Below are 22,989 nucleotides of genomic sequence, written 5' to 3'. Positions count from 1 at the left end.
CACTCGAAGAAAAAACAACACCGCGATCAGCGGTGCGGACCTCTTCTCGACCTATCGGATTGTCTCGGTCTGGAGTGGTGCTCTTCTTCAGGGGCTCCAGGATTGGGGTTCTCAATAAGGACCTTGTGGCTCAGATTGTATCTCCCCATATCGTCGATTTCCATCAGCTTCACTTCGACTTCATCCCCGAGCTTGAACACATCCTCGACTTTGTTCACTCGTTTGTGGTCAATCTGCGAGATATGCAGGAGGCCCTCCTTACCTGGCAGGAATTCAACGAAGACTCCGAAATCCATGAGTCGTTTCACGGTTGCTTTGTACACCTTGCCGACTTCAGGCATTTGAACAAGACGCTCGATCATCTCTCTCGCCTTATCACTTGACTCGGCGGACACTGCCGCTATGACCACTGATCCGTCGTCTTCAATGTTGACTTCAGCTCCGGTCTGCTGCACGATATTTTTGATGACTTTTCCGCCCGGACCGATGACAGCACCGATCATGTCGACAGGTATCTTGATGGAAGTCATCCTCGGCGCGTAAGATGAAAGCTCCTTGCGGGGTTCGGCAATGCTTTTTTCCATTATCCCCAGTATATGCTGTCTACCTTCTTTCGCCTGCTCGAGTGCACGGGTCATTATCTCGAAAGAGATCCCGCGGATTTTAATGTCCATCTGGAAGGCCGTGATTCCTTCGCGTGTCCCGGCGACTTTAAAATCCATATCGCCAAGATGATCTTCATTTCCAAGGATGTCGGTTATAACAGCAATATCTTCCTCTTCTTTTATGAGTCCCATGGCGATTCCCGCAACAGATTTTGCGAGAGGAACGCCAGCGTCCATCAAGGCGAGCGAGCCCGCACACACAGTCGCCATAGAAGAAGAGCCATTCGATTCGAGAATATCGGACACGATGCGGACGGTGTATGGAAATTCCTTTTCACCTGGAATCAGATTCTTCAGAGCGCGCTCGGCGAGATTTCCGTGACCAATTTCTCTCCGGCCCGGTCCTCTCATCGGAGCTATTTCGCCGACACTGAAGCCGGGGAAATTGTAATGAAGCATGAACCGTTTTGTGGACTCAGGTAGCAGACCATCTATCGTCTGCTCATCGAGCTTCGTCCCGAGAGTCACCGAAGTCAGACTCTGTGTCTCGCCGCGAGTAAAAAGTGAGGAGCCGTGCGTCCGCGGCAGCACTCCAACCTCACATGTAATGGGACGGACTTCGCGGTACCCCCTCCCATCGAGGCGTCTTTCCTCTTTCAGGATCATCGAGCGCATGTCTACCCGCTCAATCTCGTGGAGAATTTCGCCTATTGTCGATTCCTGCTCCGGATATTTTTCTGCGAGAGCAAGAAGCGTTTCTTCTTTGATTGCCTTCGTACGCTCGCTGCGCTCGGATTTCTTAACAACGAGTCTGTTCAGTTCGTGGATCTTGTCATATGCAAGCGCCTTCACGTCGGCGACCAGCTGTTCGTTCGTTTGTACTTCTGCGACTTTGCGCTTCACTGCTCCGACCATCGACGCAAGATCCTTCTGGAGTGCTACTATCTCCTTGATGTGCTTGTGGGCGAATTCCAGTGCCCCTATCATGTCGGCTTCTGAGATTTCTTTCGCCTCGCCCTCGACCATCACGATGGAATCTTCAGTTCCCGCTACTATGAGATCCATATCAGAATTGGCAAGCTGCGAAATCAGAGGGTTAATGAGATATTGTCCTTCCAGCCTTCCGACCCTCACTTCGGCAATTGGGCCCGCAAACGGAATATCTGAAATCATCAGCGCTGCAGAAGCACCTATCGCGCCAAGGACGTCGCCGTCGTTCTCTCCGTCAAAGGAGAAAACCGTCGACACCACCTGCGTTTCATATCGCCACTCCTTGGGAAACAGCGGCCGTATCGGGCGATCGATCAATCTGGCGGAAAGAATTTCTTTCTCGTTCGGCCTGCCCTCGCGCTTCAGGAAACCTCCCGGGATCTTCCCCGCTGATGCGGTCTTCTCGCGGTACTCTACCGACAGCGGGAGGAAGTCTCGTCCTTCGATTTCCTCTTCGGCCCCGACTACCGTCGAGAGTACGAGCGTGTCACCATACAGTACCATCACCGCACCGCTTGCCTGTTTGGCGAATCGGCCGGTCTCAAGCGACAGTTTTCGTCCGCCGATCTCTATTTCTTTTGTTATTAAACCTTCCATCATTTTTCCTTTTCGTTTTACTTTCTCAGGCCCAACTCGTCCAATATTTTCCGGTATCTATCGATGTTTTGTGATTGAAGATAATCCAGAAGGCGGCGGCGTTTGCCTACCATCCTCAACAAACCCGTTCGGGAATGGTTGTCTTTCTTGTGCGCGTCGAAGTGGGAGGACAGTTCATTTATCCTTTCCGTAAGAATGGCAATCTGGACCTCAGTGCTCCCTGAGTCATGATCCGACTTCCCATATTTCTTAATTATGTCCTGCTTGTGCTCCTTCGTTAAAGGCATTCTTAAAACTCCTGCTTTTGTTTGTTCAAAGTTCTTACTAGATATTCGTTCATCATCGCTTTGTCGGCATCCATGTGGGAGATCAGCTGCTCCGGGGAATCGAATTTGAGTTCGTCGCGCAGCCGATGAATGAACGATACCCTGATTTTCTTGCCATATATATCTCTGTGGAAATCTGATATCCATACCTCCAGTGTAACAGTGGTGCTTTCTTCAAAGGTTGGTCTCACTCCGACGCTGGCCAGACCCGTGAACCTATCTCCTTCAACGTGTGCTTCGACGATATAAACACCGTTAGAAGGGTATAGTATTCTCTCGTCGACGAGTCTCAGATTCGCTGTCGGATAACCAAGCGTGCGGCCTCTCGCGTCTCCTCTGATCACATAGCCATCGATCGCGTAAGGCCGGCCGAGCATCCGATTCGCGAGCGCGAGGTTCCCGTTTTTCAGCAATCTCTTTATGTTTGACGTCGACACAATATTTCCATCGATCTTTATCGCATCAATCGAGTCGACCTTAAATCCGATCTTCGCGCCGACCTTTGTTGCAAATGCGACATTTCCCTCGGCGCCGCGTCCGAAAGTGTGGCTGTACCCGAGCACTAGCTCACTCAAGCCAATTCTTCCGCGAACAAGCTCCACAAGAAACTCCTCGGCAGTAACGAGAGAGAAATCCCTGTCAAATTTGATGAGGCAGACTTCGTCGACTCCGGCCTCGCTTAACGTCTGGACTCTCTCTTCCTCGGTAAGAAGGAGCTCGACTTTTTTCTTACCGAGTATTTCCTGAGGATGCGGCTTGAAAGTTATCGCTACACTTCTTCCGCGGATGGCTTTCGCTTTTTCAGTGAGAGTTTGTAAGATCTTCTGATGTGCGACATGCAACCCGTCGAATGTGCCGACGGTGACCACAGATTTCGGATCGAAGCGCATCTCGTCGATAGAGTAGCGTATCATGACGCGAATCTCAATTTGAGTTCGTCAAGGCGGATTGCGTTTTCGACGCTGTAGGGACCGATCCGGGTCCTCACCAGTTCCGTCAGCACAGCGCCGCATCCGAGATCTTCGCCTATATCCCTTGCAAGGCTCCTCACATATGTTCCACTCGAGCAAGCGATACGCAGAACGAGGGCGGGCGATATGTAACTGACAACCTCGATTTCGGAAATGGTTACGACTTTCGGTTTCAGTTTAAACCGGACTCCTTCTCTCGCCAGGTTATAAGCTCGCTTTCCATTTACCCATGCCGCAGAATACTCGGGAGGGACCTGTTCAATCTGCCCTCTGTATTTCTTCAATGATTCTCTGATTTCGGTCTCCGAGACCTTCACATACGGAGCTCTCACCACCAATTCCGTTTCCAGATCATGGCTTTTCGAAACGCTTCCGAGTTTTAGCGTCGCTACATACTCTTTACCGACCTTCAGAAGTTCATCCATCATCTTAGTTTTGCTTCCGGTCAGGAGAATCAGGAGGCCTTCTGCGAGCGGATCGAGAGTCCCTGCATGGCCTACCTTCTTGAGATTGAGCTCTCTCCGCACAATCCGCACGACCTCAAACGAAGTAATTCCTCTCGGCTTGTAGACCGGGATTATGCTTCCTCCATCACTTGCCATCATGCTCATGTGCCTTCTTGAGAAGCTCTTCAATATTCATGACGTAGTCCAATGTATCATCGATGAACAACGCTATTTCGGGAGTAAACTTAAGTCTGACCCTGCTGCCTATATAACGTCTGATATCTTTTTTCGATTCGTTAAGCAAGAAAAGAGTTCGTTCTTTTGTCTTGTTATCACCAAATATGCTGAGATAAATTTTCGCAAGCCTTAGATCGGGGGACATGGTGACTTTCGTGACTGTAATGAATCCCATCTCCGAAGTGCGATAGTCACGCTCGATTAACGATCCCACTTCTTCCTTTATCAAATGGGCAACCTTTTCAGTTCTGACGGACATTTCTATGATTCTAAATTCAGTATTGGGAGCATCGATCACGCAAGCGTGCGCTGGGTCTCGACGATGACGAATGCTTCGATCGTGTCTCCGACTTTGATGTCGTTAAAATTCTCGAGACTCACACCGCATTCGTAACCCTGTTCGACTTCTCGCACATCGTCCTTGAATCTCTTGAGAGACGCGATGGAGCCTTCCAGAACCACGATCCCGTCTCGAACCAGGCGTATCTTGTTGCTCCGCTGGATTTTGCCGTCGGATACATACGAGCCTGCCACTGTTCCGAACTTGGGGACCTTGAAAATCTGCCTGACTTCCAGCGTCCCGACAATTTCTTCGTGGACTTCCGGTGAGAGCATTCCTTCAAGTGCTTTTCTGATATTCTCAATCGCGTCGTATATGATGCTGTACAGTTTTATGTCTACCGACTCGGATTCGGCCAACTTCCTCGCGGCAGCGCTGGGTCTGACATGGAATCCTAAGATGATCGCGTTTGATGCGGCTGCAAGCAGGACGTCCGACTCGGAGATTGCGCCCACCGCTTTGTGAATGACTTCCACTCTGACTTCATCATTCGAAAGTTTAGCCAGAGAGTCGCTGAGTGCCTGCACGGATCCGTCGACATCGCCTTTCACGACGATGCTGAGCTGCCTGATCATACCTTCCTTTATTTCCTTGGAAATTTCTTCGAGGGTGATATGATGCTGGGTGCCGCGCATCTCCTGTTCGCGTTTAATTATTTTTCTGCGATTGCTAATGTCGCGGGCGACCTTTTCGTTTTCCACCGCAACTATTACATCGCCAGCAAGCGGGAGCTCATCCGAACCGATCACCTGCACCGGCATCGAGGGGAGAGCCGATTCGATCTTGTTGCCTCTCTCGTCAGTCATTGCGCGTACGCGTCCGCTGCTTGTGCCGGCGACGAACGGGTCGCCTACGTTGAGAGTTCCCTTCTGGACGAGGACTGTTGCCACCACTCCACGACCTTTATCCACTGTCGATTCAATAACGATACCTCTCGCGAGCCTGTCAGGATTCGCCTTCAGGTCCAGGACCTCGGCCTCGAGCAGGACTTTCTCGAGGAGAAGTTCGACATTCGTTCCTTTCTTAGCTGATATCTCTACGGACTGCGCCTTACCGCCCCACTCTTCAAGAAGGACTCCCTGGTCCGCAAGCTGTTTCCTGATTCTGTCGGGGTTGGCCTCAGGGCGATCCATCTTGTTGATTGCAACGAGGAGCGGGACATTTGCTGCCCTGGCGTGATTAATCGCTTCAATGGTCTGAGGCATGACGCTGTCGTCTGCTGCGACGACAAGGATGACTATATCGGTCACCTGAGCACCCCTGGCGCGCATGGCCGTAAAGGCTTCGTGGCCGGGAGTATCTAGAAAAGTGATTTGTTTTCCGCTCGGAAGCCTGACCTGGTAAGCTCCGATGTGCTGTGTAATACCTCCTGCCTCCCCGGCGACGACATTAGTCTGCCTGATGAAGTCCAGGAGAGAAGTCTTGCCATGATCAACATGTCCCATGATCGTGACAACGGGCGGTCTGGTCTTCAATGTCGAGGCTGCATCGGTTCTATCTTCGAGGACCTCATCGGTGTATTCTTCCTGCAACTCGACTTCGTACCCAAAATCGTCCGCGAGAAGAGTAATCGTCTCGAGATCCAACCTCTGGTTAATGGAAACCATCAAGCCGAGGGAAATACATTTCGAAATAACATCGGCCACGTCGACATTCATAAGTTTCGAGAGTTCTCCAACCGACACGAACTCGGGTAGTTTCAGCTTGCGCTTTTCAATTTCTTGTTTCTCTATCTCGCGCTGCTGAGCTTCCATTTTTTCTTTTTTCTTCTTCCTTCGGATTGCATTGCGGTCGGAATCACCGGCGTCTTCAAGGCTCGCCATCGTCCGACTGAACGCGAGGTCCACTTCCGCCTGATCCACGTCAGGGTGTTTTCCCTTTTTCTTCTTGCGTTTCTTGGCTTCATCCTCGGTGACTTCCGCAGTGGGGGCGACTTCTGCACTCTCTTCCCTGATCTTCTTCTTTTTCTTTTTCTTCTTCTTTGAGGCGGACGATTCGGTGCCAAGGAGAGCTTCGGCTTCTTTCTTCTTCTTTTGGGCTTCCTCCAGCTCTCTCCTCAGCCGCATTTCTTCTTCGCTGATAAGCTGGCCGGTTCTGAGGTCCATCCGGCCGCGTATCTTCAATCCAGTCTCCTCAGCAGGAGGGACAGCCGCTTTTTTCTCGACGCGCGAAGTGCCGGGTGCCTGGTCTGTCGTAACCTTGCGACCGGCCTCATGCGTTTCTTTGACGTCCGAAGTCACATCCTCTGTCTCTTCCGGAGCAAGGAGTGTCTCCTTAGATGCCGGTTCTTCGACAATTTCAACCTCGCCGGCTTCCTGCCCGGCTCCTACCACCTGACCGCCAACTTCGTGCGGGGTGGTATCAAGTACCTGCGGCTTGCCGGTTAAAGCGGTTGGACCTGTTTCAACGACTGCGCCTTCCGGCGGAGGAGCGGTCTCGATCCTGGACTCAACCGGGTGCCTTTCAACAGTCACCGTGTCGACAAGTTTCTTTACCGCGATTTTTTCTTCTTGTTTCTCAGTGAGGTGTTCTTTGATCTTCTGTCGTTTCTCTACCTGATCAAGCTCTTTCTTGAAATGTGCGGCAACCTCGGTGTACATCTTTTCGTCCACCGAGGACGTGCGTTTGACCTTGTCGTGGCCTTTTGACTTGAGAAAATCCACGATCTGATCCGCAGAGACCTGAAATTCAGAAGCGACCTTCGTCACGAGTTTTTTCTTTGCAGTGCTTTCAGCCATGCTGAGAGTAGCCTTTCTCTAGGACCTATTCGTCTTGCACAGTGGAACTATCGGGGGATTCATTTTCCGGTTCTTCCTCGAGTTCCTTACGCATCATCTCTTTTATTTTTGCAATTTCTTCGTCAGGTACCGCTACATCGAGCTTGATCTCCTCTTCCGTTGCTTCCAGGACATTTCTCGCAGTGAGATACCCGGCATCGAGAAATTTTGTGAGCAACCCCTCGCCGAGTTCTTCCTTGAACTCGGACAAGTCTATGTCGTACATCTCCGTACCTGTCTTCTCCCTCGCGGCGCCCTTCGATTCCGGTGCAACGCCCTCTCTCATGAGGTCGATGTCGAATCCTGTGAGCCGGGAAGCGAGTTTCACATTTATCCCTTCTTTTCCGATGGCCACCGATTCCTGGTTAGTGTCCACCCAAACCTGCGATTTCCTATTCTCCTTGTCTACCACGACGCGGGTTACCTTCGCGGGCGTCAACGAGCGTTCGACGAACTGCGCCGGATCATCCGAATAGAGAAGGACATCAATATTCTCGTTATTGAGCTCGCGAACTATCGAGTGGATCCTCACGCCCTTCATGCCGACGCACGCACCGACCGCATCAACCCGCGAATCGGTCGACAGCACGGCAACCTTTGCCCGCTTGCCGGGATCCCTGGCTATTGCTCTAATTTCCACGACGCCGTCGAATATTTCCGGGATCTCCATTTCGAAGAGTTTTTTCAGAAACATCGGGTCGGCCCGCGAAATGATCACCTGAGGTCCGGACGTTCCCTTTCTCACTTCCTTCACCACCGCTCTGATTGTCGAATTCTTGCGATAGTGCTCGTTGGAAATCTGTTCGGATCTCGGGAGGAACAATTCACGTCTATTGTGGTTCACGAGAATGAAATCTCTTTTCACCTGATAGATCTCTCCGACCACGATCTCCCCGATCATCTTGTTGTATTCGTCATAGATTACATTTTTCTCGTATTCATGAAGCCGCTGAAGAAACGTCTGCCTTGCGAAGACAACGAGTCGACGGCCAAGTTCTTCGGGAGGCACTTGCTCGGGGTACTGATCACCGATCTCAAACTCACCGTCCGGTTCGAGCTGCTTCAGAGTCTCTAGGCTGATTTCCTTCGCCTGGTTCTCCACATGCTCCACTATGTTCTTGATTACATATATCTCAATTTCTCCGCGGTCAACGTTGGTGACTATATCTGTTTCAACGTCTTCGCCGTATTTCTTCTTCACTATGCCGGTGAAGACCTCTTCAAGAATTTCCGAGACGACTTCCTTGTCGATGCCTTTTTCTTTGGCAATCTCCGCCGAAGCAGAGATGATTTCACTTTTCTCGGCGTGCATTTATCCTCCTGTCACCATCTTATTTTAACTCTCGCTTCCAATATCGAATCTATTCCCAATTTGAGATCATCCTTCCCAGTCTTCAAACAAATCTTGTCGTCCGTAAGATCGGACAATTCACCTTCAGCAAACCTAACTTCCTCGCCTTCGCGGTACTTTACCGAGAAGAGTCTTCCCAGATTTCGCTTGAACTGACGACGGTCCTTGAGAACCGAACCCACTCCAGGTGAGGACACTTCCAATCTGAAACTCTCGCCGAGTATATTAGACCCGTCGATCAGCGGCAATATTTTCCTGCTTATTTCGGCGCACTCGTCGATAGTGATCCCACGCTCGGTTTCGCAGAAGACCTCAACGAGCTGTCTTCTGCCCTCGCCTTTCAGGCTCAGGTCCACGAGGAATGCTCCTTGCCCTTCGACCGTGGGTCGTACCAACGTCATTAATTCTTCTATTTTGTCGCTTTTCAATATGTCCTCTAAAAAAAATAGCCCAGAAATTCCGGGCTACGCGTCGGAGTTAGAGAAATATAGCGTTCTCACTGCACTTTATCAACCCCGACGAAGCACCCCGGGCTTGAAAGGCCGTTCTTGACTCATTTGGAATATCTTCGTAAAGTAGTAGCGATTAACAATAGGGGGAAACATGTCAGCATTTAAGCTGTTTCTAGGCCTCTCCGTCCTTGCCCTCACAATGAGCGGTTGTGCAGCACTGGAAGGATTAGGATCAAACGTCACTCCTCCGACCCTGATCGAGAGGACTCCCTTTCCGAAACTGCCCAGCAATGTGACATCAAATGACTTTTATCTCAAGATGCATCTCTTGATTTCGACTGATGGCATGGTCAAACAAGCAAGTCTCGAGAACTCGAGCGGCGATCCATTATGGGACACGCTTGCCATAGGATGCGTGCTTCAGTGGCGGTACTCACCCGCGATGTCGGATAACAAGGCGATCCAGATGAAGATCGACCAGACTGCGCACGTGATATATGTTCCTCCAATCATGATGGAGCTCTCTGAAATTCGTCTTTCCAATTCTGAGAGTGCGAATCAGGTCTATACAGATTTGAAAGCCGGGAAAAGTTTTGATACTCTCGCCGTACAGTACTCGATCGCGCCCACAAAAGCGAAAGGCGGATACCTGGGCAAAATTGATATCAACAGGTACCCCGATGATGTTATCGACGCCCTGAACGATCTTAAGCCGGGAGAGTTCACGGCTCCGTTGAAGCTCGGGGTTTATACTGTGATTTTCCTGCGAGCTCAGAAACAAACACAGCCTGAGGCGCTGAAGTAGATTTCATTCAGGCAGTTGATCTGTCATCCTAATGACTTCAGCCGCACGATAAAGAAAGTCCCGCCAGAGTTAATGACAGGGCTTTCAGTGGGGGCAGGTATGTGAGAGTGCTTCCACTCGCGACCGTTTCCCGACAAAAGACGTTTTGCCCAAAAGACCTGTTAATTTGACTCCCATCCAGACGGTATAAGATCGAACGATGGTGTTCGGCAACGTGTCGGATCCCGACGCGCCCCAGAGAATCTTCATCTGCCCCCTGGTCGTTCGCAACGTCACCGGCAAGAGTTATTGATGGTAGTGGTACATAAAGATATCCGACCTGGTCAAATCTCTGTGCATAGATGTCGATCTCGGTTCCTGAGCATGTGAGCTGCATCGTGAACTGAGCTGCGAGGGAGGGAGTTAATAGAATGGATGCGGACAGATTCTCCCCCTTGTTGGGGCGAATGTTAGTGCGATGCATGCGTCGCCCCAGCGTTGCTATCACAAAGACAGGTGGACTTGCGATTGCATGGAGTTTCCTGGTTTAGTAATTTAGTGACGCAGTTCCGCTCATTTGACAGATTGTTACATGGAGGGTTGGCAGAATCGGCTAATGCACCGGTCTTGAAAACCGGCGCCCTTCGGGGCTTGGGGGTTCGAGTCCCTCACCCTCCGCTCCCTTTCTTTGACAGAACACGGATACGAATAATTAACCTGGCGGCAAGGAGGATTGTATGCACTATCCTTGGTGGTATGTTCATGATCTGACTTCTCCAATGCTTATCGCTCTTATCGCAACACTTCACGTTTTCGTTTCTCTGTATGCCGTTGGAGGCGGTCTTTTCCTCGCAGGAGAGGTCAGTCACGCTTACAAAATCAACAACAAGGCACTTCTCGATTATCTTCACTCGCACACATTCTTCTTCATTTTGCTCACAGTGGTCTTCGGTGCGATTACAGGAGTGGGCATCTGGTGGACTATCGGTCTTGCATCTCCTCTTGCAACAGAATCTCTCATTCACATATTTGTCTTTGGCTGGGCGATGGAATACGTTTTCTTCGTCCTTGAAATAGTGTCTGCTTTTATCTTCTTCTATTACTGGGGAAAATTGAAGCCGGAAGTTCATACGACGATCGGCTGGATATATGCCGTGTCGGCTTTTATTAGTCTGGTACTAATTACCGCGATAACCGCATTTCAACTCGACATCGGAAAGTGGACTCCCGGCCATTCGATGTGGACCGCGTTTTTTAATCCTCAGACGTATCCGCAGATTATCGCGCGGACGGGCGCTTCTCTTTTGCTCACATCGCTTTATGTTTACCTTCACGCTGCTTTCAAGCTGAAGAACGATAAACAGCTTCTCGCCCTGGTTGAAAACCGGGCTGCAAGATGGTCGATGGCCGGCGCCGTACTTGTGACGATCGGAGGTGCCTGGTGGCAGATCAATCTCCCCGAAAGCGCAAAGGCGGCGATGGTCGGTGCGAGCGCATTGAATATTTTGGTCGCATTGATATTCGGCGCGACGGCAATCGTTTTCCTGATGCTGTACTTCGGACCATTCAGACAGCCGGGCTGGATCAACAAGGGCTTTGCAATTCTGTATTTCATTCTCGGCGTCGCCACCACCAGCACTGGCGAATTCATCAGAGAAGGCGTGAGGAAACCTTACATAATCTATAACTATGTCACTGGAAATAATGTCCTGGTCTCCGAGATACCCGAACTCCAGCGATCGGGATATATCAACGGTGGGACATGGACGAAAGCATATGTAAAACAAAATTACCCGCAGCTCCTTGACAAGGACGGAAAAGTCGTCAGCAGCAAGCTGCTCCAGCTTCCCGAACCCGATCAGATTGCGATCGGACGACTGCTGTTCCAGTACCACTGCAACGATTGCCATTCATCAAAAGGATTCTCATCTGTTGCCGAGTTGGCCAGAGGATGGAACGAGGATATGATTCATACCGTCGTCACTCACCTCGACAAGGCACACTTCTTCATGCCACCGTGGTGCGGCACCGAGGAGGAGGCGACGGTTCTCTCAAAATATATTTCAAGCATAGCATTCCAATCGCCCGCCGGTATGAAGTTCACGAGAAGAGAGAGTCTGAAGAACAATGACGTGGCATTGACGGGGAAAGGAGGAATGATGAAATGAATCCACAAGACCTAATCGGACCTTCGTCGCCGCTCGGCAATCCCGCGCCGTTCTGGTTCATCACAACTTTCAAGGTGCTCGGCTTCATTCTTCATATGATCCCGATGAATATCTGGTACGCCGGGATGGTGTTGGTCGCGATCTTCGGAACGTTCGGCAAAGGGAATTCTGAACTCCTCGCGAACCGGCTAGGCAAGAGTATGCCGATCATAGTTGCCATCGGGGTGAACCTCGGCATCGTGCCACTATTGTTCACCCAGGTGGGCTATTACCAATTCTATTATCCCGCGGGAGTGCTTATCGGTTGGGCTTGGTTCAGCGTGATCATACTCCTGCTCGTAGCCTACTACGGCGTCTACGCATATTCGCTGAGCGTACGAAAGCAGCGCAGAACAAGATTCGCGATGACGTCCGCCTGGGTAAGTTCGATCTTGTTTATCATAATCGGGTTCCTGTTCGCGAACAATTTCAGTCTTATGGTGAATGTAGACAACTGGATAGGGATCTTTAATCGGACCAATGTCGCCGGCGCTCCGACCGGTATAGCATTGAACACCAGCGACCCGACCTTATTTCCCCGATGGCTGATGATGTTCGGAATCGCGATTATGACCACAGCTGTGTACATCACTGTCGATGCGGCCTTCTTCCGGAAGGAAGAAACGACCGAAGAATACCGGGGCTGGGCAGGCAAGTTTGCATTCCGGTTCTTCACGTTGGGAATGATCTGGTTTGCAGTGACAGGAGCGTGGTACATATTCTGGACTCTCGATAGGTTTACCATGGCCAGGCAGAACAGCGAGCCGCTGATGCACATGATCCTGATACTGACTGCGGTGTCTCCCGGACTGGTGTGGCTTGCGCTCCGCGATCAGCGAAGAGGGGTGACGAAACGAGCGGCCATTTCCGCCGCAGTCGCGCAGTTCCTGGTAGTTACACTAAACGCCATTACCAGGCAGTGGGTTCAGAACACAGAAATTTCGAGATACCGCGATGTGTCAAAGGAGGCGGTCAACATTCAATGGAGCCCGTTGATCCTGTTCCTCGTCCTTTTCGTCCTGGGCCTCGCAATTGTGGGGTGGATGTTATCGAAGGTTGCAGAAGTAAGAAAGAGCGAGCTGAAAGCATAAAAAAAGCGAGCAGGGCGGTTGACCTGCCCGCTGACTTATTAAACCGAGTGTTCAGTCTATGGACTGGGTGAAATCCTGTATGAGTTTGATCAGCTCAGGTCGTCCCTGGCCGGAGACGGCCGAGAAGGGGAGGAAGCACTGGCAGAATTTCAGGTTGGGGAGTTGCGCCTTTGCGCGCGCCATATGCGTGTTCATCTTGTTCTGTGAGAGCTTGTCGGCTTTCGTCATCACGATCACATACGGTATTTTGTAGAACTCCAGCCAACCGATCATTATCTTGTCAAGCTCCATCGGCTCGTGTCGCGCATCGAGAATCTGTATCACGAGCTTTAGCTGCTTGCGTTCCTGCAAGTAAGTCTCAACTAGTTTAGCCCAGCTCGATTTCATATGTTCAGGTGCAATAGCATACCCATACCCCGGCAGATCGACGAAATAGTTTCCGTCGTTTACCAGGAAGAAATTCAGTGAGCGTGTCTTTCCGGGAGTGGAACTTGCCTGTGCCAGGCTCTTCTTGTTGCAGAGCTTATTGATCAACGAGGATTTCCCGACATTGGACCGTCCGATGAATGCGACCTCCGGCAAATCGGTATCAGGCACCTGGGTGTAATCGACAGCGCTTGTCACGAATTTCGCCGTGTCAATTTTCATAAGGTCGTTCCCCATCATAATTCTTTAACAGATATAATTTACACATTATCGGCGACAACTTCAATTGCCGAAATATCCCTCTGTTGCGTATTTCGCGCATAGCGGGATGAATGAATTGAATTCGAGGAATTATGGTCGGGACAGAGGGGAAAGAAATTGGACCGTCACTTCTTGGCAGCGGACGCTTCAGCCTTCTTTTCCTCGACCGGGGCTTCTTTGGAAGTCTCTTCTTTTTCCTTAGCGGGTTTGCGGCGCTTCTCAGCTTCGTCGGCCGCGTTGAAATCCACAAGTTCGATTATCGCTACCTCACCGCCGTCGCCGTGCCGCTGACCCAACTTGATGACCCGCGTGTAACCTCCCGGTCTGTCCTGAGCCTTCGGCGCAATTTCGGTGAAGAGTATCTTCAATGCTTCCCTATTCTTTATGAACCTTGAAATGAGTCTCCGCGCAGGAACGCTGTCCTTCTTTGCTCTGGTGATCAACGGCTCGATGTAGATTCGCGTTTCCTTCGCCTTAGCAAGCGTCGTTCGCACCTGCTTGTATAGTATAAGATTTGTCGCAAGAGATTGCATCAAGGCTTTACGATGGCTCGCAGTTCTCTTTAACTTTCTGCCTGAGTTCAAATGTCTCATTTAAGAAAAACTCCTACTCGTTATCGTCTTTCAGATACTTGGTGACATCCATTCCGAAATTAAGTCCCATGCTTCCGATCTTCTCGGCCAGCTCTGCGAGCGATTTTCTCCCGAAATTCCTGAAGCGAAGGAGCTCGGCTTCATCCTTGTTGACGAGTTCAGAGATCGTGTGGATGTTGGCAGCCTTCAGGCAGTTGTGCGCGCGCACGGATAGCTCGAGCTCGTCCACCGACATCTTCAGGAGTTTCCTGATGCGGGCTGCCTCTTCCTCCTGTGCCGATCCTTCTTCCTGCGACTCCTGGTGAATTCCCAGGTTCAGGAAAAGCTGGATGTGGTCCTGGAGGATCTTGGCTGCAGTTGTAACGGCGTCTTCAGGCGTGATCGAGCCGTCGGTCTCAATTTCCAGCGTCAGTCTCTCGAGCGTCGTCTTTTCACCCACACCGTAGGGCTGGACAAAGAACCTGACGTTCATGATAGGCGCGAAAAGCGCATCGACCGATACCAGGTCTTCCGGTGCTTCGGCAAGTTTATGATCTTCCGCAGCTTCGTAACCTTTCCCGCGGCTGACTCTCAACTCGATCTCGATCTCTTTCGAGTCGCTCAACGTGCAAATATGGTGGCCGGGATTAAGAACCTCTACCTGCGGGTACTGCCTCTGAATTTCCTCCGCGGTGAATTCCATCGGGCCTTTAAGCTTCAAGTTTATCTTGTTCAACTTCTTGTCGATAAGTTTTATCCTGACGCCTTTCAGGTTCAGTGTAAAGTCGACCAGGTCTTCAGACATCCCCTTGATGGTCGAGAATTCGTGGAGCGCGCCTGGTATCCTGAAATGGGTAAATGCCCAGCCGGGAATGGAAGAGAGTAGAACTCTTCTGAATGAATTGCCAAGAGTGGTGGCGTATCCTCGCTCGAGCGGTTCAGCGATAAATCGTCCGAAAGTGTTGCTGTAATTCGACTGATCTAAAACAATTGTCTCCGGCATTTGCAATTTTACAGCGCTCATTAGATTTTCACCTCATTTAAATTTTAGTTTGCTCGTCCCTGTTCTCATAATTAGTCGGGACATGCTCTTCAGCACCGTCGTCAGATATTATTTGGAGTACAGTTCGACGATGAGTTGTTCGTTCACATCGGGCAGCGGAATCTCGGACCGCTCCGGCACTTGCAGGAACGTCCCTGTCAGCTGAGCCTTGTCGAGTTGCAGGTATGACGGGAGCATTCCATCCTTGACCCTTTTCAATGAAGAGTGAATGATATCGAGCTGGTTGCTTCTGTCTGAAACTTTTATAACGTCTCCTGCCTTCACGAGATACGATCCGATGTCTACGTGTCTTCCGTTCACGGTAAAATGTCCATGCAGTACGAGCTGCTTGGCGGATTTCCTTGACGGGGCGAAACCAAGTCTATAGAGGACGTTGTCAAGTCTCCGCTCCAGGAGCCGGAGCAGATTTTCTCCGGTTCTCCCTTTCTGATGCGTAGCCATTTGGAAGTAGTGCCTGAACTGTTGTTCAAACACGCCGTATATCCTCTTCACCTTCTGCTTTTCTCTGAGCTGGACGCCGTACTCGCTCACCTTCGAACGTCTCCGGTTGCCATGTTCGCCGGGCGCGTAATTGCGCCGTTCGAGCGGACACTTGTCCGTATAACATTTCACGCCCTTCAGGAAAAGCTTCTGTCTTTCTCTCCTGCAAAGTCTGCAACTTGCGTCGATATATCTTGCCATTTAATGCTCCGAAAATTTCTTTTTACACTCTGCGTCGCTTTGGCGGCCTGCAGCCGTTATGCGGTATCGGGGTGACATCCCGGATACTTGTGATCTCAAGCCCACCCGTTTGTAGAGACCTGATAGCTGCCTCCCGTCCGGAACCCGGGCCTTTGACCAGCACTTCGACCTTCTTCATACCGAGGTTGACCGCCTCTTTCGCGGCCGCCTCGCCTACTACCTGCGCGGCGTACGGCGTGCTCTTGCGGGAACCTTTGAACCCGTGCTTCCCTGCCGACGACCATGAAACGACATTTCCGTAAATATCCGTCAGCGCAACCACGGTGTTGTTGAAGGTCGCTTTTATATGAGCGATACCGTGCGCATCAACCGATGTCTTTTTTCTTTTCTTGCCTGCAGCCTTTGCCAATTCAATTTCTCCTGTTCTTTACTTCTTCGCGATCGCTTTCTTTCTACCTGCGACCGTTCGTCTCTTGCCTTTGCGCGTACGGGAGTTCGTCCTGGTCCTCTGACCGCGAACCGGCAATCCTTTGCGATGTCTGAGGCCGCGGTAACTCCCGATGTCCATCAGCCGCTTTATATTCATCTGCGTCTCACTGCGGAGTGCGCCCTCGACTTTGTATTCTGTCGTGATGACCTGGCGGATCCTTGCAACTTCGTCATCACCAAGTTCGCCGACATGTTTCCCCGGTTCTACTCCTGCTTTGTCGAGGATCTCGAGCGCGGAGGCGTGACCGATTCCGAAAATGTACGTCAGTCCGTACTCTGCACGTTTGTTTTTAGGCAGATCGACTCCTGCTATTCTTGCCAAATTCGTTCTCCTTTATTAACCCTGGCGCTGTTTGTGTTTAGGGTTCTTCTTGCAGATAACTCTCACGACACCTTTGCGCTTTATGATCTTGCAGTTGTCGCAGAGTTTCTTTACTGATGCTCTTACTTTCATCGCTTCCTCACTTGTACCGATAAACGATTCTCCCTTTGCTAAGATCGTACGGTGAAAGCTCCACCGTGACCTTATCGCCGACGAGAATCTTGATAAAATTCATTCTCATTTTTCCTGATATGTGTGCGAATATTTCGTGCCCGTTTTCGAGCTTGACGCGAAACGTCGCGTTAGGTAAGGTCTCCGTAATCGTACCGTCGACCTTGATTTGTCCCTGTTTAGCCATTTGATGATGTCAATATTTCTGGTTTACCATCGTTGATGACTACAGTGTGCTCAAAATGAGCGGACGGCTCGCCGTCGGATGTAAAGACGGTCCATCCATCTCTCGCTGTATAAACTTTATATGATCCCGCGTTTACCATCGGTTCGATTGCCAGTGTCATCCCGTTTCGCAGAAGAGGTCCCTTTCCCTTCTTTCCGAAATTCGGAACCGGGGGATCCTCATGGAGCTTCGTCCCGATTCCGTGACCGACGAGATCCCGGACAACTGAAAATCCGTTGCTCTCTACATATTCCTGGACCGCCTCCGAAATATCTTCGACATGGTTGCCGGAAATTGCATTTTCGATTCCGATGAAAAGAGCTTTCCTGGTAACTTCCATCAACTTCTTCTTCTTGTCAGAGACCTCACCGACCGCAAATGTCTTCGCGGCATCGCCATAGTAACCTGCTTTTATCGCGCCGACATCAACGGAAAGAAGCTGACCCTCTTCGAGTTTTCGCGGACCGGGGATACCATGCACCACCTGGTCGTCGATCGAAAGACAAATCGTCGCGGGAAACAAGTTTCTCCTGTCGAAACCATATCCCTTGAACGCGGGCTTTGCACCTTGTGAAAGAACAAAATCTTCTGCGATCTGATCTAACTCCTTCGTGGTCACTCCCGGCTTCACGTATTTCTCGACGGTGTCCAGGATGCCTCCGACCACTTTCCCTACCTCGCGCATCAGATCGATCTCGCGGGCAGTCTTAACTGTTATCATAAACTCTCAGGAATAGCGACGGCTCTTCAGTTTTCCTGTCTTCATGAAACCGTCGTAATGCCTCATCACCAATTGTGATTCAACCTGCTGAAGCGTGTCGAGCACCACTCCAACAATAATCAACAAGCTCGTTCCTCCGAAGAAAGAAGCAAATGTCGCGCTGACTCCGAATTTCGACATGAATGCCGGCAATATCGCGACGATAGCGAGGAATATGGAACCCGGCAACGTCACCTTCGTGAGAATGTTGTCGATGAAATCGGATGTGTGCTGTCCCGGTCTGATCCCCGGAACAAACCCGCCCTGCTTCTTCATATTGTCCGCAACATCTTTCGGATTGAAAGCGATCGCAGTATAGAAGTAAGTGAAGAAGACTATCAGCAGTGCGTATATGAAAGAATAAACAAACGACGTATAGGAAAAATATCCGGCTATGCTCTGCATGAAGTCATTCTCCGGAAAAAATGTCAATATCGTCTGGGGCACGAACATTATCGACTGGGCAAAGATGATCGGCATAACTCCGGCGGTATTGACCCGGACCGGGATATACTGAGTGACTCCGCCGTACACTTTTCGCCCGACGACACGCTTTGCGTACTGGACCGGTACTTTTCTCGTGCCTTGCGTTATAAGAACCACTGCGGCGACAATTGCAACCATGAGAGCGATCACCACAAGTTCGCCGATGAGTCCTCTCTGGCCTGAACTGACGACCTGGAACTCGTCAAGCACCGCGTTAGGGAATCTCGCGATGATGCCGATGAAAATGATGAGAGAGATCCCGTTTCCGACACCCTTCTCGGTAATCTGTTCGCCGAGCCACATCATGAAGATCGTCCCCGCGGTAAGAACGATGACCGTAGAGATCGTGAAGCCGAGGCCGCGGACAACTTCCGGCACAACAGGGAATCCGCTTCCTGGAGCGGTCATGCTCTGAAGCCTCACGCTCACTCCCCAACCCTGCAGGGCGCTCACGAGAACTGTACCATAACGTGTGAGCTGGGTTATCTTCTTGTGTCCCTCTTCGCCTTCCTTCTGGAGCTTCTGGAAATACGGGACAACTGCTCCGAGCAGCTGGATGACGATCGACGCGCTTATGTACGGCATTATTCCGAGTGCGAATACGGCCGCATTCTGGAAAGCACCGCCCGCGAACAGGTCGTACAGACCGAAGAGCGTATTTTGCGCCTGACTTCTTACCGCCTGGGCAAGCAATGAAGCATCGACTCCCGGCAGAGTTATGTGCGCTCCCACGCGCACCACAATAAGTAAGCCCGCGCTGTAGAGGATCCGCTTCCGGAGGTCCTCTACCTTGAAAATATTTCTTAGACTTTCAGTTAATCTCGACATTTCTTATGACTCGAGTGTTTTTCCTGTGCCGCCTGCTGCTTTTATTTTTTCCAGTGCCGAGGCACTGAACGCATTTGCCGTGACGTCAAGTTTTGCCGTCAACGCTCCGTCGCCGAGAATCTTTACCGGCTGCAGTTTCTTCGAGACAGCTCCGACCTTGTAAAGAATTTCGGGAGTGACGACTCCGCCTGTCAGCTTGCCCGCTTCAGCGAGCTTTCCAAGAGTGGACACATTCACTACCTGAAACTCGACCCGAAAGGGGCTGTGGAAGCCAAATTTAGGAATTCGGCGGTTGAGCGGCATCTGGCCGCCCTCAAACCACGGACGTTGCTGGTCGCCCGAACGCGAACGTTGCCCTTTGTGGCCTTTGCCGGCCGTTTTACCGTGGCCAGATCCGACACCGCGTCCGAGACGCTTTACTTTCTTTCGCGCCCCGGGGGCATATTTCAGATTACCAAGAATATTCATTTCAATATCTCCTATGCCTCGTCGACGCGGACCAGATGTTGAACTTTCGCGATCATTCCTCTGATCTGAGGCGTATCCAGCTTAACAACCGTTCTCCTGATCTTCCCAAGACCGAGCGCTTTGATCGTCAGCTTCTGAGGCTCGGGTCTGTCGATCGTGCTTGCTATCTGAGTGATCTTAATCTTCTTGCCTGATTTCATTTCGGCACCTGTGTCTCGCTGCCGGGATTGGCGTCGCCGCTTCCTGTGTCGAAAAGTTCGTGAGTCTGCATTCCTCTTTTGCGGGAAACCATGTGCGCATCATTGAGAGCAAGGAGAGCTCGCATCGTGGCTTTTACTACGTTATGAGGATTTGACGAGCCCATAGATTTTGTGAGCACGTCCTGGACTCCTGCGGATTCCAGTACCGCGCGAACTCCACCGCCCGCAATCACACCGGTGCCCGGTGTTGCAGGTTTCAGGAGAACCTTTGCCGCTCCGAATTTTCCGACTATGGAATGCGGAACGGTCCCTCGCAAAATAGCGACATGTACAACATTCTTCTTCGCGTCATCGACGCCCTTGCTGATCGCGTCGTTGACCTCGTTCGCTTTGCCGAGTCCGATCCCGACGTTCCCTTTGCTGTCGCCGACAACGACGATGGCGTTGAAGCTGAACCTGCGTCCGCCCTTAACAACCTTTGCGACTCGGTTTATGTGGACCAGTTTCTCTTTGAGTTCCGTCTGGTCCGGTTTGATTCTCTCTGCGTTCTTCAGGTCTTTTAGTTTCATCTCTCAGATACCTTTTAAAATTTGAGTCCGCCTTCGCGTGCGCCATCCGCGAACGCCTTAAGCCGGCCATGGTACAGGTGACCTCCACGGTCGAACACAACCTGCTGTATTTTATTCTCGAGCGCTTTCTTTGCCAGCGCGGTACCGACAAGCTTACTGACAGCAGTCTTGCCTTTTGCGGCTTTCAGCTGATCCGCAATTTCCTTGTTGAGGCTGGAGACCTGGAGAAGTGTCTTGCCGACGGTGTCGTCGACGATCGCGCCGTATATGTGTTTCAGACTTCTGTAGACAATCAGCCGCGGCCGCTCAGTAGTGCCGACAAGTCTTTTCCTGAGTCCTCGTCTTGCTCTTTCGTGCCGTTCTTTCTTTTGCTCAAGATGTCCCATTACAAAAACCTCGAAGTTTTACTTTGCCGCTGCTGCAGCTTTTCCGGCCTTACGGCGGATGTATTCATTCTCATACTTGATACCCTTGCCTTTATAGGGTTCGGGCGGACGGAACATTCTTATTTTCGCCGCGATCTGGCCGACGAGCTGCTTGTCGGTTCCGGAGATCGTGATGTTTGTCGGTGATGGCGTCTCGATCTTGACACCCTGCGGTGGTTTGAAAAGGATCGGGTGAGAGAAGCCGAGGACCAGCTGCACATTTTGTCCCTTCATCTCTGCACGATAGCCTACGCCGACAATTTCAAGTTTCTTCTCGTAGCCTTTTACGACTCCGTTGACCATGTTGTTAAGAAGCGATCTCCAGAGTCCGTGCAGAGCGTTATGGAAATTGTCTCCGCCCTGGACCTTGACCTGAACCTGTTCCGCGCCGATCTCCATCGAGATGTCGTGATGAAGGACGGCTGAAAGTTCTCCCTTTGGGCCTTTCACTTTGAGAACACCGTCGGAAACCTGAACCGTGACTCCTTTCAGAATCGCGACCGGTTTTTTTCCTATGCGTGACACTTAGAAACTCCTTATGATTACCAGATATAGCAGATTACTTCGCCGCCGACATTCAGGCGCCGGGCGTCCTTGTCTGTCATGACACCGCGGTTGGTGGAGACTATCGCGACACCGAGGCCGTTCAACACGCGGGGCATCTCATCCGCCGCCGCATACACGCGGCGTCCCGGCACCGAGACCCGGCGCAATCCTGAAAGGACCGGCTTGCCGTTGAAATACCTCAGATAGATTCTAATAACTCCCTGAGACGTCGTATCGAGCTCGGTATACTTGTCTATGTAATGCTGCTCAAATAGAATTCTCGTTATCGCTTTTTTCAAATTGCTCGCCGGCACATCTACTCTTCTGTGGCGCGCAGTTGCCGCATTCCTCAGTTGTGTGAGAAAATCGGCGATTGGGTCAGTCATAGACATCGACTTCCACTCCTAATTAAATTACCAACTTGCTTTCTTGATGCCCGGAATCAATCCGTCCAGGGCCAACTTTCTGAAACAGATGCGGCAAACGCCGAACTTGCGATAATACGCTCTCGGACGTCCGCATATCTGGCAGCGATTATGTTTCCTTACTTTGTACTTAGGCGCCCGCCGGGCTTTAACTATCATTGCTGTACGCGCCACTCAGTTACTCCTTTCGAATTAGGCAGCCGATCCGAAGGCACCTTCGGACGCTTCACGTTTTCTGAAAGGCATTCCAAATCCTTTCAACAACTCGTACGCTTCCTCGTCGGTCTTGGCAGTTGTCACGAAAGTGATATCCATGCCGAAAATTCTTTCCACCTTATCTACATCTATCTCGGGGAAAATAATCTGTTCCTTCAACCCGAGCGTGTAATTACCGCGACCGTCGAACGACTTGTCCGGTACGCCTCTGAAGTCGCGCACCCGGGGAATCGCGAGACTGATCAACCGGTCCATGAACTCGAACATCTTCTCTTTTCGCAGAGTCACCTTGCAACCGATCGGGATATTCTCGCGCAGCTTGAAGTTTGAGATCGCCTTCTTGGATTTCCTGATAGAAGGCTTCTGGCCGGAAATGATCGTAAGCTCACGCACGACCGTTTCGAGGATTTTCTGATCCTGTGTCGCCGCCCCGACGCCGCAGTTGATGGAAATCTTCTCCAGCTTCGGAACCTGCATCGTGTTTTTATAGCCGAACCTTTTCATCAGCGAAGGGATCAGGTCCTTCTTGTACTGTTCGTACAGGCGGGGAGGCACCTTTTCTTCCGGCGGTTCGGGGACATGTTTCTCCTGAGCCTCGGCTTTGCCCTTCTTCTCTTTTTTCTCTTTTTTGTCTTTTTGTTCGGTTTGTACTTTTTGCTCTTTGGCCATGTTCAGACCCGA

Annotated in this window: 30 protein-coding genes and 1 tRNA gene; 4 read left to right on the top strand and 27 right to left on the bottom strand. The window is 51.0% G+C overall.

The window, feature by feature from the left end:
- Window positions 1–26: 26 nt before the first annotated feature.
- The 8 genes from pnp to VIS48_12185 are packed head-to-tail and all read right to left on the bottom strand — an operon-like array spanning window position 27 to window position 9,068.
- Window positions 27–2,192, bottom strand: a complete 2,166-nt coding sequence (pnp, locus tag VIS48_12220) for a polyribonucleotide nucleotidyltransferase (GenBank protein HEY9166914.1) — start codon at window positions 2,190–2,192, stop codon at window positions 27–29.
- Window positions 2,193–2,209: 17 nt separating this feature from the next.
- Window positions 2,210–2,479 (bottom strand): 30S ribosomal protein S15, encoded by a 270-nt coding sequence (gene rpsO / locus VIS48_12215; protein ID HEY9166913.1) that lies wholly within the window; start codon window positions 2,477–2,479, stop codon window positions 2,210–2,212.
- Between the two features lie 2 nt (window positions 2,480–2,481).
- Window positions 2,482–3,432, bottom strand: a complete 951-nt coding sequence (locus VIS48_12210) for a bifunctional riboflavin kinase/FAD synthetase (GenBank protein HEY9166912.1) — start codon at window positions 3,430–3,432, stop codon at window positions 2,482–2,484.
- Window positions 3,429–4,094, bottom strand: a complete 666-nt coding sequence (gene truB / locus VIS48_12205; protein HEY9166911.1) for a tRNA pseudouridine(55) synthase TruB — start codon at window positions 4,092–4,094, stop codon at window positions 3,429–3,431. Before truB ends, VIS48_12210 begins: the two co-directional genes overlap by 4 nt.
- Window positions 4,081–4,431, bottom strand: coding sequence for a 30S ribosome-binding factor RbfA (rbfA, locus tag VIS48_12200; protein ID HEY9166910.1), 351 nt, complete (start codon window positions 4,429–4,431; stop codon window positions 4,081–4,083). The genes truB and rbfA overlap by 14 nt, the downstream gene beginning before the upstream one ends.
- Before the next feature lie 35 nt (window positions 4,432–4,466).
- Window positions 4,467–7,250: a translation initiation factor IF-2 gene (infB, locus tag VIS48_12195; protein ID HEY9166909.1), complete on the bottom strand. Its 2,784-nt coding sequence runs from the start codon at window positions 7,248–7,250 to the stop codon at window positions 4,467–4,469.
- A 25-nt stretch (window positions 7,251–7,275) separates the two neighbouring features.
- Window positions 7,276–8,601 (bottom strand): transcription termination factor NusA, encoded by a 1,326-nt coding sequence (gene nusA, locus VIS48_12190; protein HEY9166908.1) that lies wholly within the window; start codon window positions 8,599–8,601, stop codon window positions 7,276–7,278.
- An 11-nt stretch (window positions 8,602–8,612) separates the two neighbouring features.
- Complete coding sequence (locus VIS48_12185) at window positions 8,613–9,068, bottom strand: hypothetical protein (GenBank protein ID HEY9166907.1); 456 nt, start codon at window positions 9,066–9,068, stop codon at window positions 8,613–8,615.
- 175 nt (window positions 9,069–9,243) lie between these two features.
- Between VIS48_12185 and VIS48_12180 the strand changes: the two genes are divergently transcribed.
- Complete coding sequence (locus VIS48_12180) at window positions 9,244–9,897, top strand: peptidylprolyl isomerase (protein ID HEY9166906.1); 654 nt, start codon at window positions 9,244–9,246, stop codon at window positions 9,895–9,897.
- A gap of 37 nt (window positions 9,898–9,934) precedes the next feature.
- Here VIS48_12180 and VIS48_12175 read toward each other — a convergent pair whose 3' ends face one another.
- The gene (locus VIS48_12175; protein HEY9166905.1) at window positions 9,935–10,360 is read right to left on the bottom strand and encodes a hypothetical protein; all 426 of its coding nucleotides are present in this window, start codon (window positions 10,358–10,360) and stop codon (window positions 9,935–9,937) included.
- Window positions 10,361–10,470: 110 nt separating this feature from the next.
- On the opposite strand from VIS48_12175, the gene VIS48_12170 reads away from it, so the two are divergent.
- The 3 genes from VIS48_12170 to VIS48_12160 all read left to right on the top strand — a co-directional run bounded on the left by VIS48_12170 (window position 10,471) and on the right by VIS48_12160 (window position 13,174).
- A tRNA-Ser gene (locus VIS48_12170) sits at window positions 10,471–10,554 on the top strand.
- A gap of 59 nt (window positions 10,555–10,613) precedes the next feature.
- Window positions 10,614–12,044, top strand: a complete 1,431-nt coding sequence (locus VIS48_12165; GenBank protein HEY9166904.1) for a cytochrome ubiquinol oxidase subunit I — start codon at window positions 10,614–10,616, stop codon at window positions 12,042–12,044.
- Window positions 12,041–13,174 carry a hypothetical protein gene (locus tag VIS48_12160; GenBank protein HEY9166903.1) on the top strand — a complete coding sequence of 378 codons (1,134 nt, stop codon included), beginning with the start codon at window positions 12,041–12,043 and terminating at the stop codon, window positions 13,172–13,174. Before VIS48_12165 ends, VIS48_12160 begins: the two co-directional genes overlap by 4 nt.
- A 51-nt stretch (window positions 13,175–13,225) precedes the next feature.
- Here VIS48_12160 and yihA read toward each other — a convergent pair whose 3' ends face one another.
- From yihA to rplE, 18 genes are all read right to left on the bottom strand, one after another.
- The gene (yihA, locus tag VIS48_12155) at window positions 13,226–13,822 is read right to left on the bottom strand and encodes a ribosome biogenesis GTP-binding protein YihA/YsxC (protein ID HEY9166902.1); all 597 of its coding nucleotides are present in this window, start codon (window positions 13,820–13,822) and stop codon (window positions 13,226–13,228) included.
- A gap of 164 nt (window positions 13,823–13,986) precedes the next feature.
- On the bottom strand, window positions 13,987–14,454 hold the full coding sequence (gene rplQ / locus VIS48_12150) for a 50S ribosomal protein L17 (GenBank protein ID HEY9166901.1): 468 nt from the start codon (window positions 14,452–14,454) through the stop codon (window positions 13,987–13,989).
- Window positions 14,455–14,467: 13 nt separating this feature from the next.
- Complete coding sequence (locus VIS48_12145; protein ID HEY9166900.1) at window positions 14,468–15,457, bottom strand: DNA-directed RNA polymerase subunit alpha; 990 nt, start codon at window positions 15,455–15,457, stop codon at window positions 14,468–14,470.
- A gap of 87 nt (window positions 15,458–15,544) precedes the next feature.
- Complete coding sequence (gene rpsD, locus VIS48_12140; GenBank protein HEY9166899.1) at window positions 15,545–16,177, bottom strand: 30S ribosomal protein S4; 633 nt, start codon at window positions 16,175–16,177, stop codon at window positions 15,545–15,547.
- Between the two features lie 22 nt (window positions 16,178–16,199).
- On the bottom strand, window positions 16,200–16,586 hold the full coding sequence (gene rpsK, locus VIS48_12135; GenBank protein ID HEY9166898.1) for a 30S ribosomal protein S11: 387 nt from the start codon (window positions 16,584–16,586) through the stop codon (window positions 16,200–16,202).
- An 18-nt stretch (window positions 16,587–16,604) separates the two neighbouring features.
- Window positions 16,605–16,988, bottom strand: a complete 384-nt coding sequence (gene rpsM, locus VIS48_12130) for a 30S ribosomal protein S13 (protein HEY9166897.1) — start codon at window positions 16,986–16,988, stop codon at window positions 16,605–16,607.
- Between the two features lie 15 nt (window positions 16,989–17,003).
- The gene (gene rpmJ / locus VIS48_12125; GenBank protein ID HEY9166896.1) at window positions 17,004–17,120 is read right to left on the bottom strand and encodes a 50S ribosomal protein L36; all 117 of its coding nucleotides are present in this window, start codon (window positions 17,118–17,120) and stop codon (window positions 17,004–17,006) included.
- A gap of 7 nt (window positions 17,121–17,127) precedes the next feature.
- Window positions 17,128–17,346, bottom strand: coding sequence for a translation initiation factor IF-1 (gene infA, locus VIS48_12120; GenBank protein HEY9166895.1), 219 nt, complete (start codon window positions 17,344–17,346; stop codon window positions 17,128–17,130).
- Window positions 17,339–18,106, bottom strand: coding sequence for a type I methionyl aminopeptidase (gene map, locus VIS48_12115; protein HEY9166894.1), 768 nt, complete (start codon window positions 18,104–18,106; stop codon window positions 17,339–17,341). The genes infA and map overlap by 8 nt, the downstream gene beginning before the upstream one ends.
- Before the next feature lie 6 nt (window positions 18,107–18,112).
- Window positions 18,113–19,459 (bottom strand): preprotein translocase subunit SecY, encoded by a 1,347-nt coding sequence (secY, locus tag VIS48_12110; GenBank protein ID HEY9166893.1) that lies wholly within the window; start codon window positions 19,457–19,459, stop codon window positions 18,113–18,115.
- A 3-nt stretch (window positions 19,460–19,462) separates the two neighbouring features.
- Window positions 19,463–19,927: a 50S ribosomal protein L15 gene (gene rplO / locus VIS48_12105; GenBank protein ID HEY9166892.1), complete on the bottom strand. Its 465-nt coding sequence runs from the start codon at window positions 19,925–19,927 to the stop codon at window positions 19,463–19,465.
- Between the two features lie 11 nt (window positions 19,928–19,938).
- On the bottom strand, window positions 19,939–20,127 hold the full coding sequence (rpmD, locus tag VIS48_12100; protein HEY9166891.1) for a 50S ribosomal protein L30: 189 nt from the start codon (window positions 20,125–20,127) through the stop codon (window positions 19,939–19,941).
- The gene (gene rpsE / locus VIS48_12095; protein HEY9166890.1) at window positions 20,124–20,696 is read right to left on the bottom strand and encodes a 30S ribosomal protein S5; all 573 of its coding nucleotides are present in this window, start codon (window positions 20,694–20,696) and stop codon (window positions 20,124–20,126) included. The genes rpmD and rpsE overlap by 4 nt, the downstream gene beginning before the upstream one ends.
- A gap of 14 nt (window positions 20,697–20,710) precedes the next feature.
- The gene (gene rplR / locus VIS48_12090) at window positions 20,711–21,082 is read right to left on the bottom strand and encodes a 50S ribosomal protein L18 (GenBank protein ID HEY9166889.1); all 372 of its coding nucleotides are present in this window, start codon (window positions 21,080–21,082) and stop codon (window positions 20,711–20,713) included.
- Window positions 21,083–21,100: 18 nt separating this feature from the next.
- Window positions 21,101–21,646 (bottom strand): 50S ribosomal protein L6, encoded by a 546-nt coding sequence (rplF, locus tag VIS48_12085; GenBank protein HEY9166888.1) that lies wholly within the window; start codon window positions 21,644–21,646, stop codon window positions 21,101–21,103.
- 17 nt (window positions 21,647–21,663) lie between these two features.
- Complete coding sequence (gene rpsH, locus VIS48_12080; protein ID HEY9166887.1) at window positions 21,664–22,059, bottom strand: 30S ribosomal protein S8; 396 nt, start codon at window positions 22,057–22,059, stop codon at window positions 21,664–21,666.
- 21 nt (window positions 22,060–22,080) lie between these two features.
- The gene (locus VIS48_12075; protein HEY9166886.1) at window positions 22,081–22,266 is read right to left on the bottom strand and encodes a type Z 30S ribosomal protein S14; all 186 of its coding nucleotides are present in this window, start codon (window positions 22,264–22,266) and stop codon (window positions 22,081–22,083) included.
- An 18-nt stretch (window positions 22,267–22,284) separates the two neighbouring features.
- Window positions 22,285–22,863 (bottom strand): 50S ribosomal protein L5, encoded by a 579-nt coding sequence (gene rplE, locus VIS48_12070; protein HEY9166885.1) that lies wholly within the window; start codon window positions 22,861–22,863, stop codon window positions 22,285–22,287.
- Window positions 22,864–22,989: the final 126 nt, after the last annotated feature.

The sequence above is a fragment of the Candidatus Kryptoniota bacterium genome (genome assembly GCA_036567965.1).
In the GTDB taxonomy this organism is placed as follows: domain Bacteria; phylum Bacteroidota; class Ignavibacteria; order Kryptoniales; family JAKASW01; genus JAKASW01.
Note: the sequence above shows the minus strand (reverse complement) of the source record. Positions and strands in the feature narration are given on the sequence as shown.

Coding starts and splice junctions, on each gene's coding strand:
- VIS48_12175 (HEY9166905.1), bottom strand. CDS start 10,360: ATGCATCGCACTAACATTCGCCCCAACAAGGGGGAGAATCTGTCCGCA.
- rpsD (HEY9166899.1), bottom strand. CDS start 16,177: ATGGCAAGATATATCGACGCAAGTTGCAGACTTTGCAGGAGAGAAAGA.
- VIS48_12165 (HEY9166904.1), top strand. CDS start 10,614: ATGCACTATCCTTGGTGGTATGTTCATGATCTGACTTCTCCAATGCTT.
- nusA (HEY9166908.1), bottom strand. CDS start 8,601: ATGCACGCCGAGAAAAGTGAAATCATCTCTGCTTCGGCGGAGATTGCC.
- rbfA (HEY9166910.1), bottom strand. CDS start 4,431: ATGTCCGTCAGAACTGAAAAGGTTGCCCATTTGATAAAGGAAGAAGTG.
- pnp (HEY9166914.1), bottom strand. CDS start 2,192: ATGGAAGGTTTAATAACAAAAGAAATAGAGATCGGCGGACGAAAACTG.
- VIS48_12145 (HEY9166900.1), bottom strand. CDS start 15,457: ATGAGCGCTGTAAAATTGCAAATGCCGGAGACAATTGTTTTAGATCAG.
- yihA (HEY9166902.1), bottom strand. CDS start 13,822: ATGAAAATTGACACGGCGAAATTCGTGACAAGCGCTGTCGATTACACC.
- rpsH (HEY9166887.1), bottom strand. CDS start 22,059: ATGTCTATGACTGACCCAATCGCCGATTTTCTCACACAACTGAGGAAT.
- rpmD (HEY9166891.1), bottom strand. CDS start 20,127: ATGAAATCAGGCAAGAAGATTAAGATCACTCAGATAGCAAGCACGATC.
- map (HEY9166894.1), bottom strand. CDS start 18,106: ATGATAACAGTTAAGACTGCCCGCGAGATCGATCTGATGCGCGAGGTA.
- infB (HEY9166909.1), bottom strand. CDS start 7,250: ATGGCTGAAAGCACTGCAAAGAAAAAACTCGTGACGAAGGTCGCTTCT.
- truB (HEY9166911.1), bottom strand. CDS start 4,094: ATGATGGCAAGTGATGGAGGAAGCATAATCCCGGTCTACAAGCCGAGA.
- VIS48_12160 (HEY9166903.1), top strand. CDS start 12,041: ATGAATCCACAAGACCTAATCGGACCTTCGTCGCCGCTCGGCAATCCC.
- infA (HEY9166895.1), bottom strand. CDS start 17,346: ATGGCTAAACAGGGACAAATCAAGGTCGACGGTACGATTACGGAGACC.
- rplO (HEY9166892.1), bottom strand. CDS start 19,927: ATGAATATTCTTGGTAATCTGAAATATGCCCCCGGGGCGCGAAAGAAA.
- rpsE (HEY9166890.1), bottom strand. CDS start 20,696: ATGAAACTAAAAGACCTGAAGAACGCAGAGAGAATCAAACCGGACCAG.
- rpmJ (HEY9166896.1), bottom strand. CDS start 17,120: ATGAAAGTAAGAGCATCAGTAAAGAAACTCTGCGACAACTGCAAGATC.
- VIS48_12180 (HEY9166906.1), top strand. CDS start 9,244: ATGTCAGCATTTAAGCTGTTTCTAGGCCTCTCCGTCCTTGCCCTCACA.
- rplR (HEY9166889.1), bottom strand. CDS start 21,082: ATGGGACATCTTGAGCAAAAGAAAGAACGGCACGAAAGAGCAAGACGA.
- rplQ (HEY9166901.1), bottom strand. CDS start 14,454: ATGAGACATTTGAACTCAGGCAGAAAGTTAAAGAGAACTGCGAGCCAT.
- VIS48_12210 (HEY9166912.1), bottom strand. CDS start 3,432: ATGATACGCTACTCTATCGACGAGATGCGCTTCGATCCGAAATCTGTG.
- rpsO (HEY9166913.1), bottom strand. CDS start 2,479: ATGCCTTTAACGAAGGAGCACAAGCAGGACATAATTAAGAAATATGGG.
- secY (HEY9166893.1), bottom strand. CDS start 19,459: ATGTCGAGATTAACTGAAAGTCTAAGAAATATTTTCAAGGTAGAGGAC.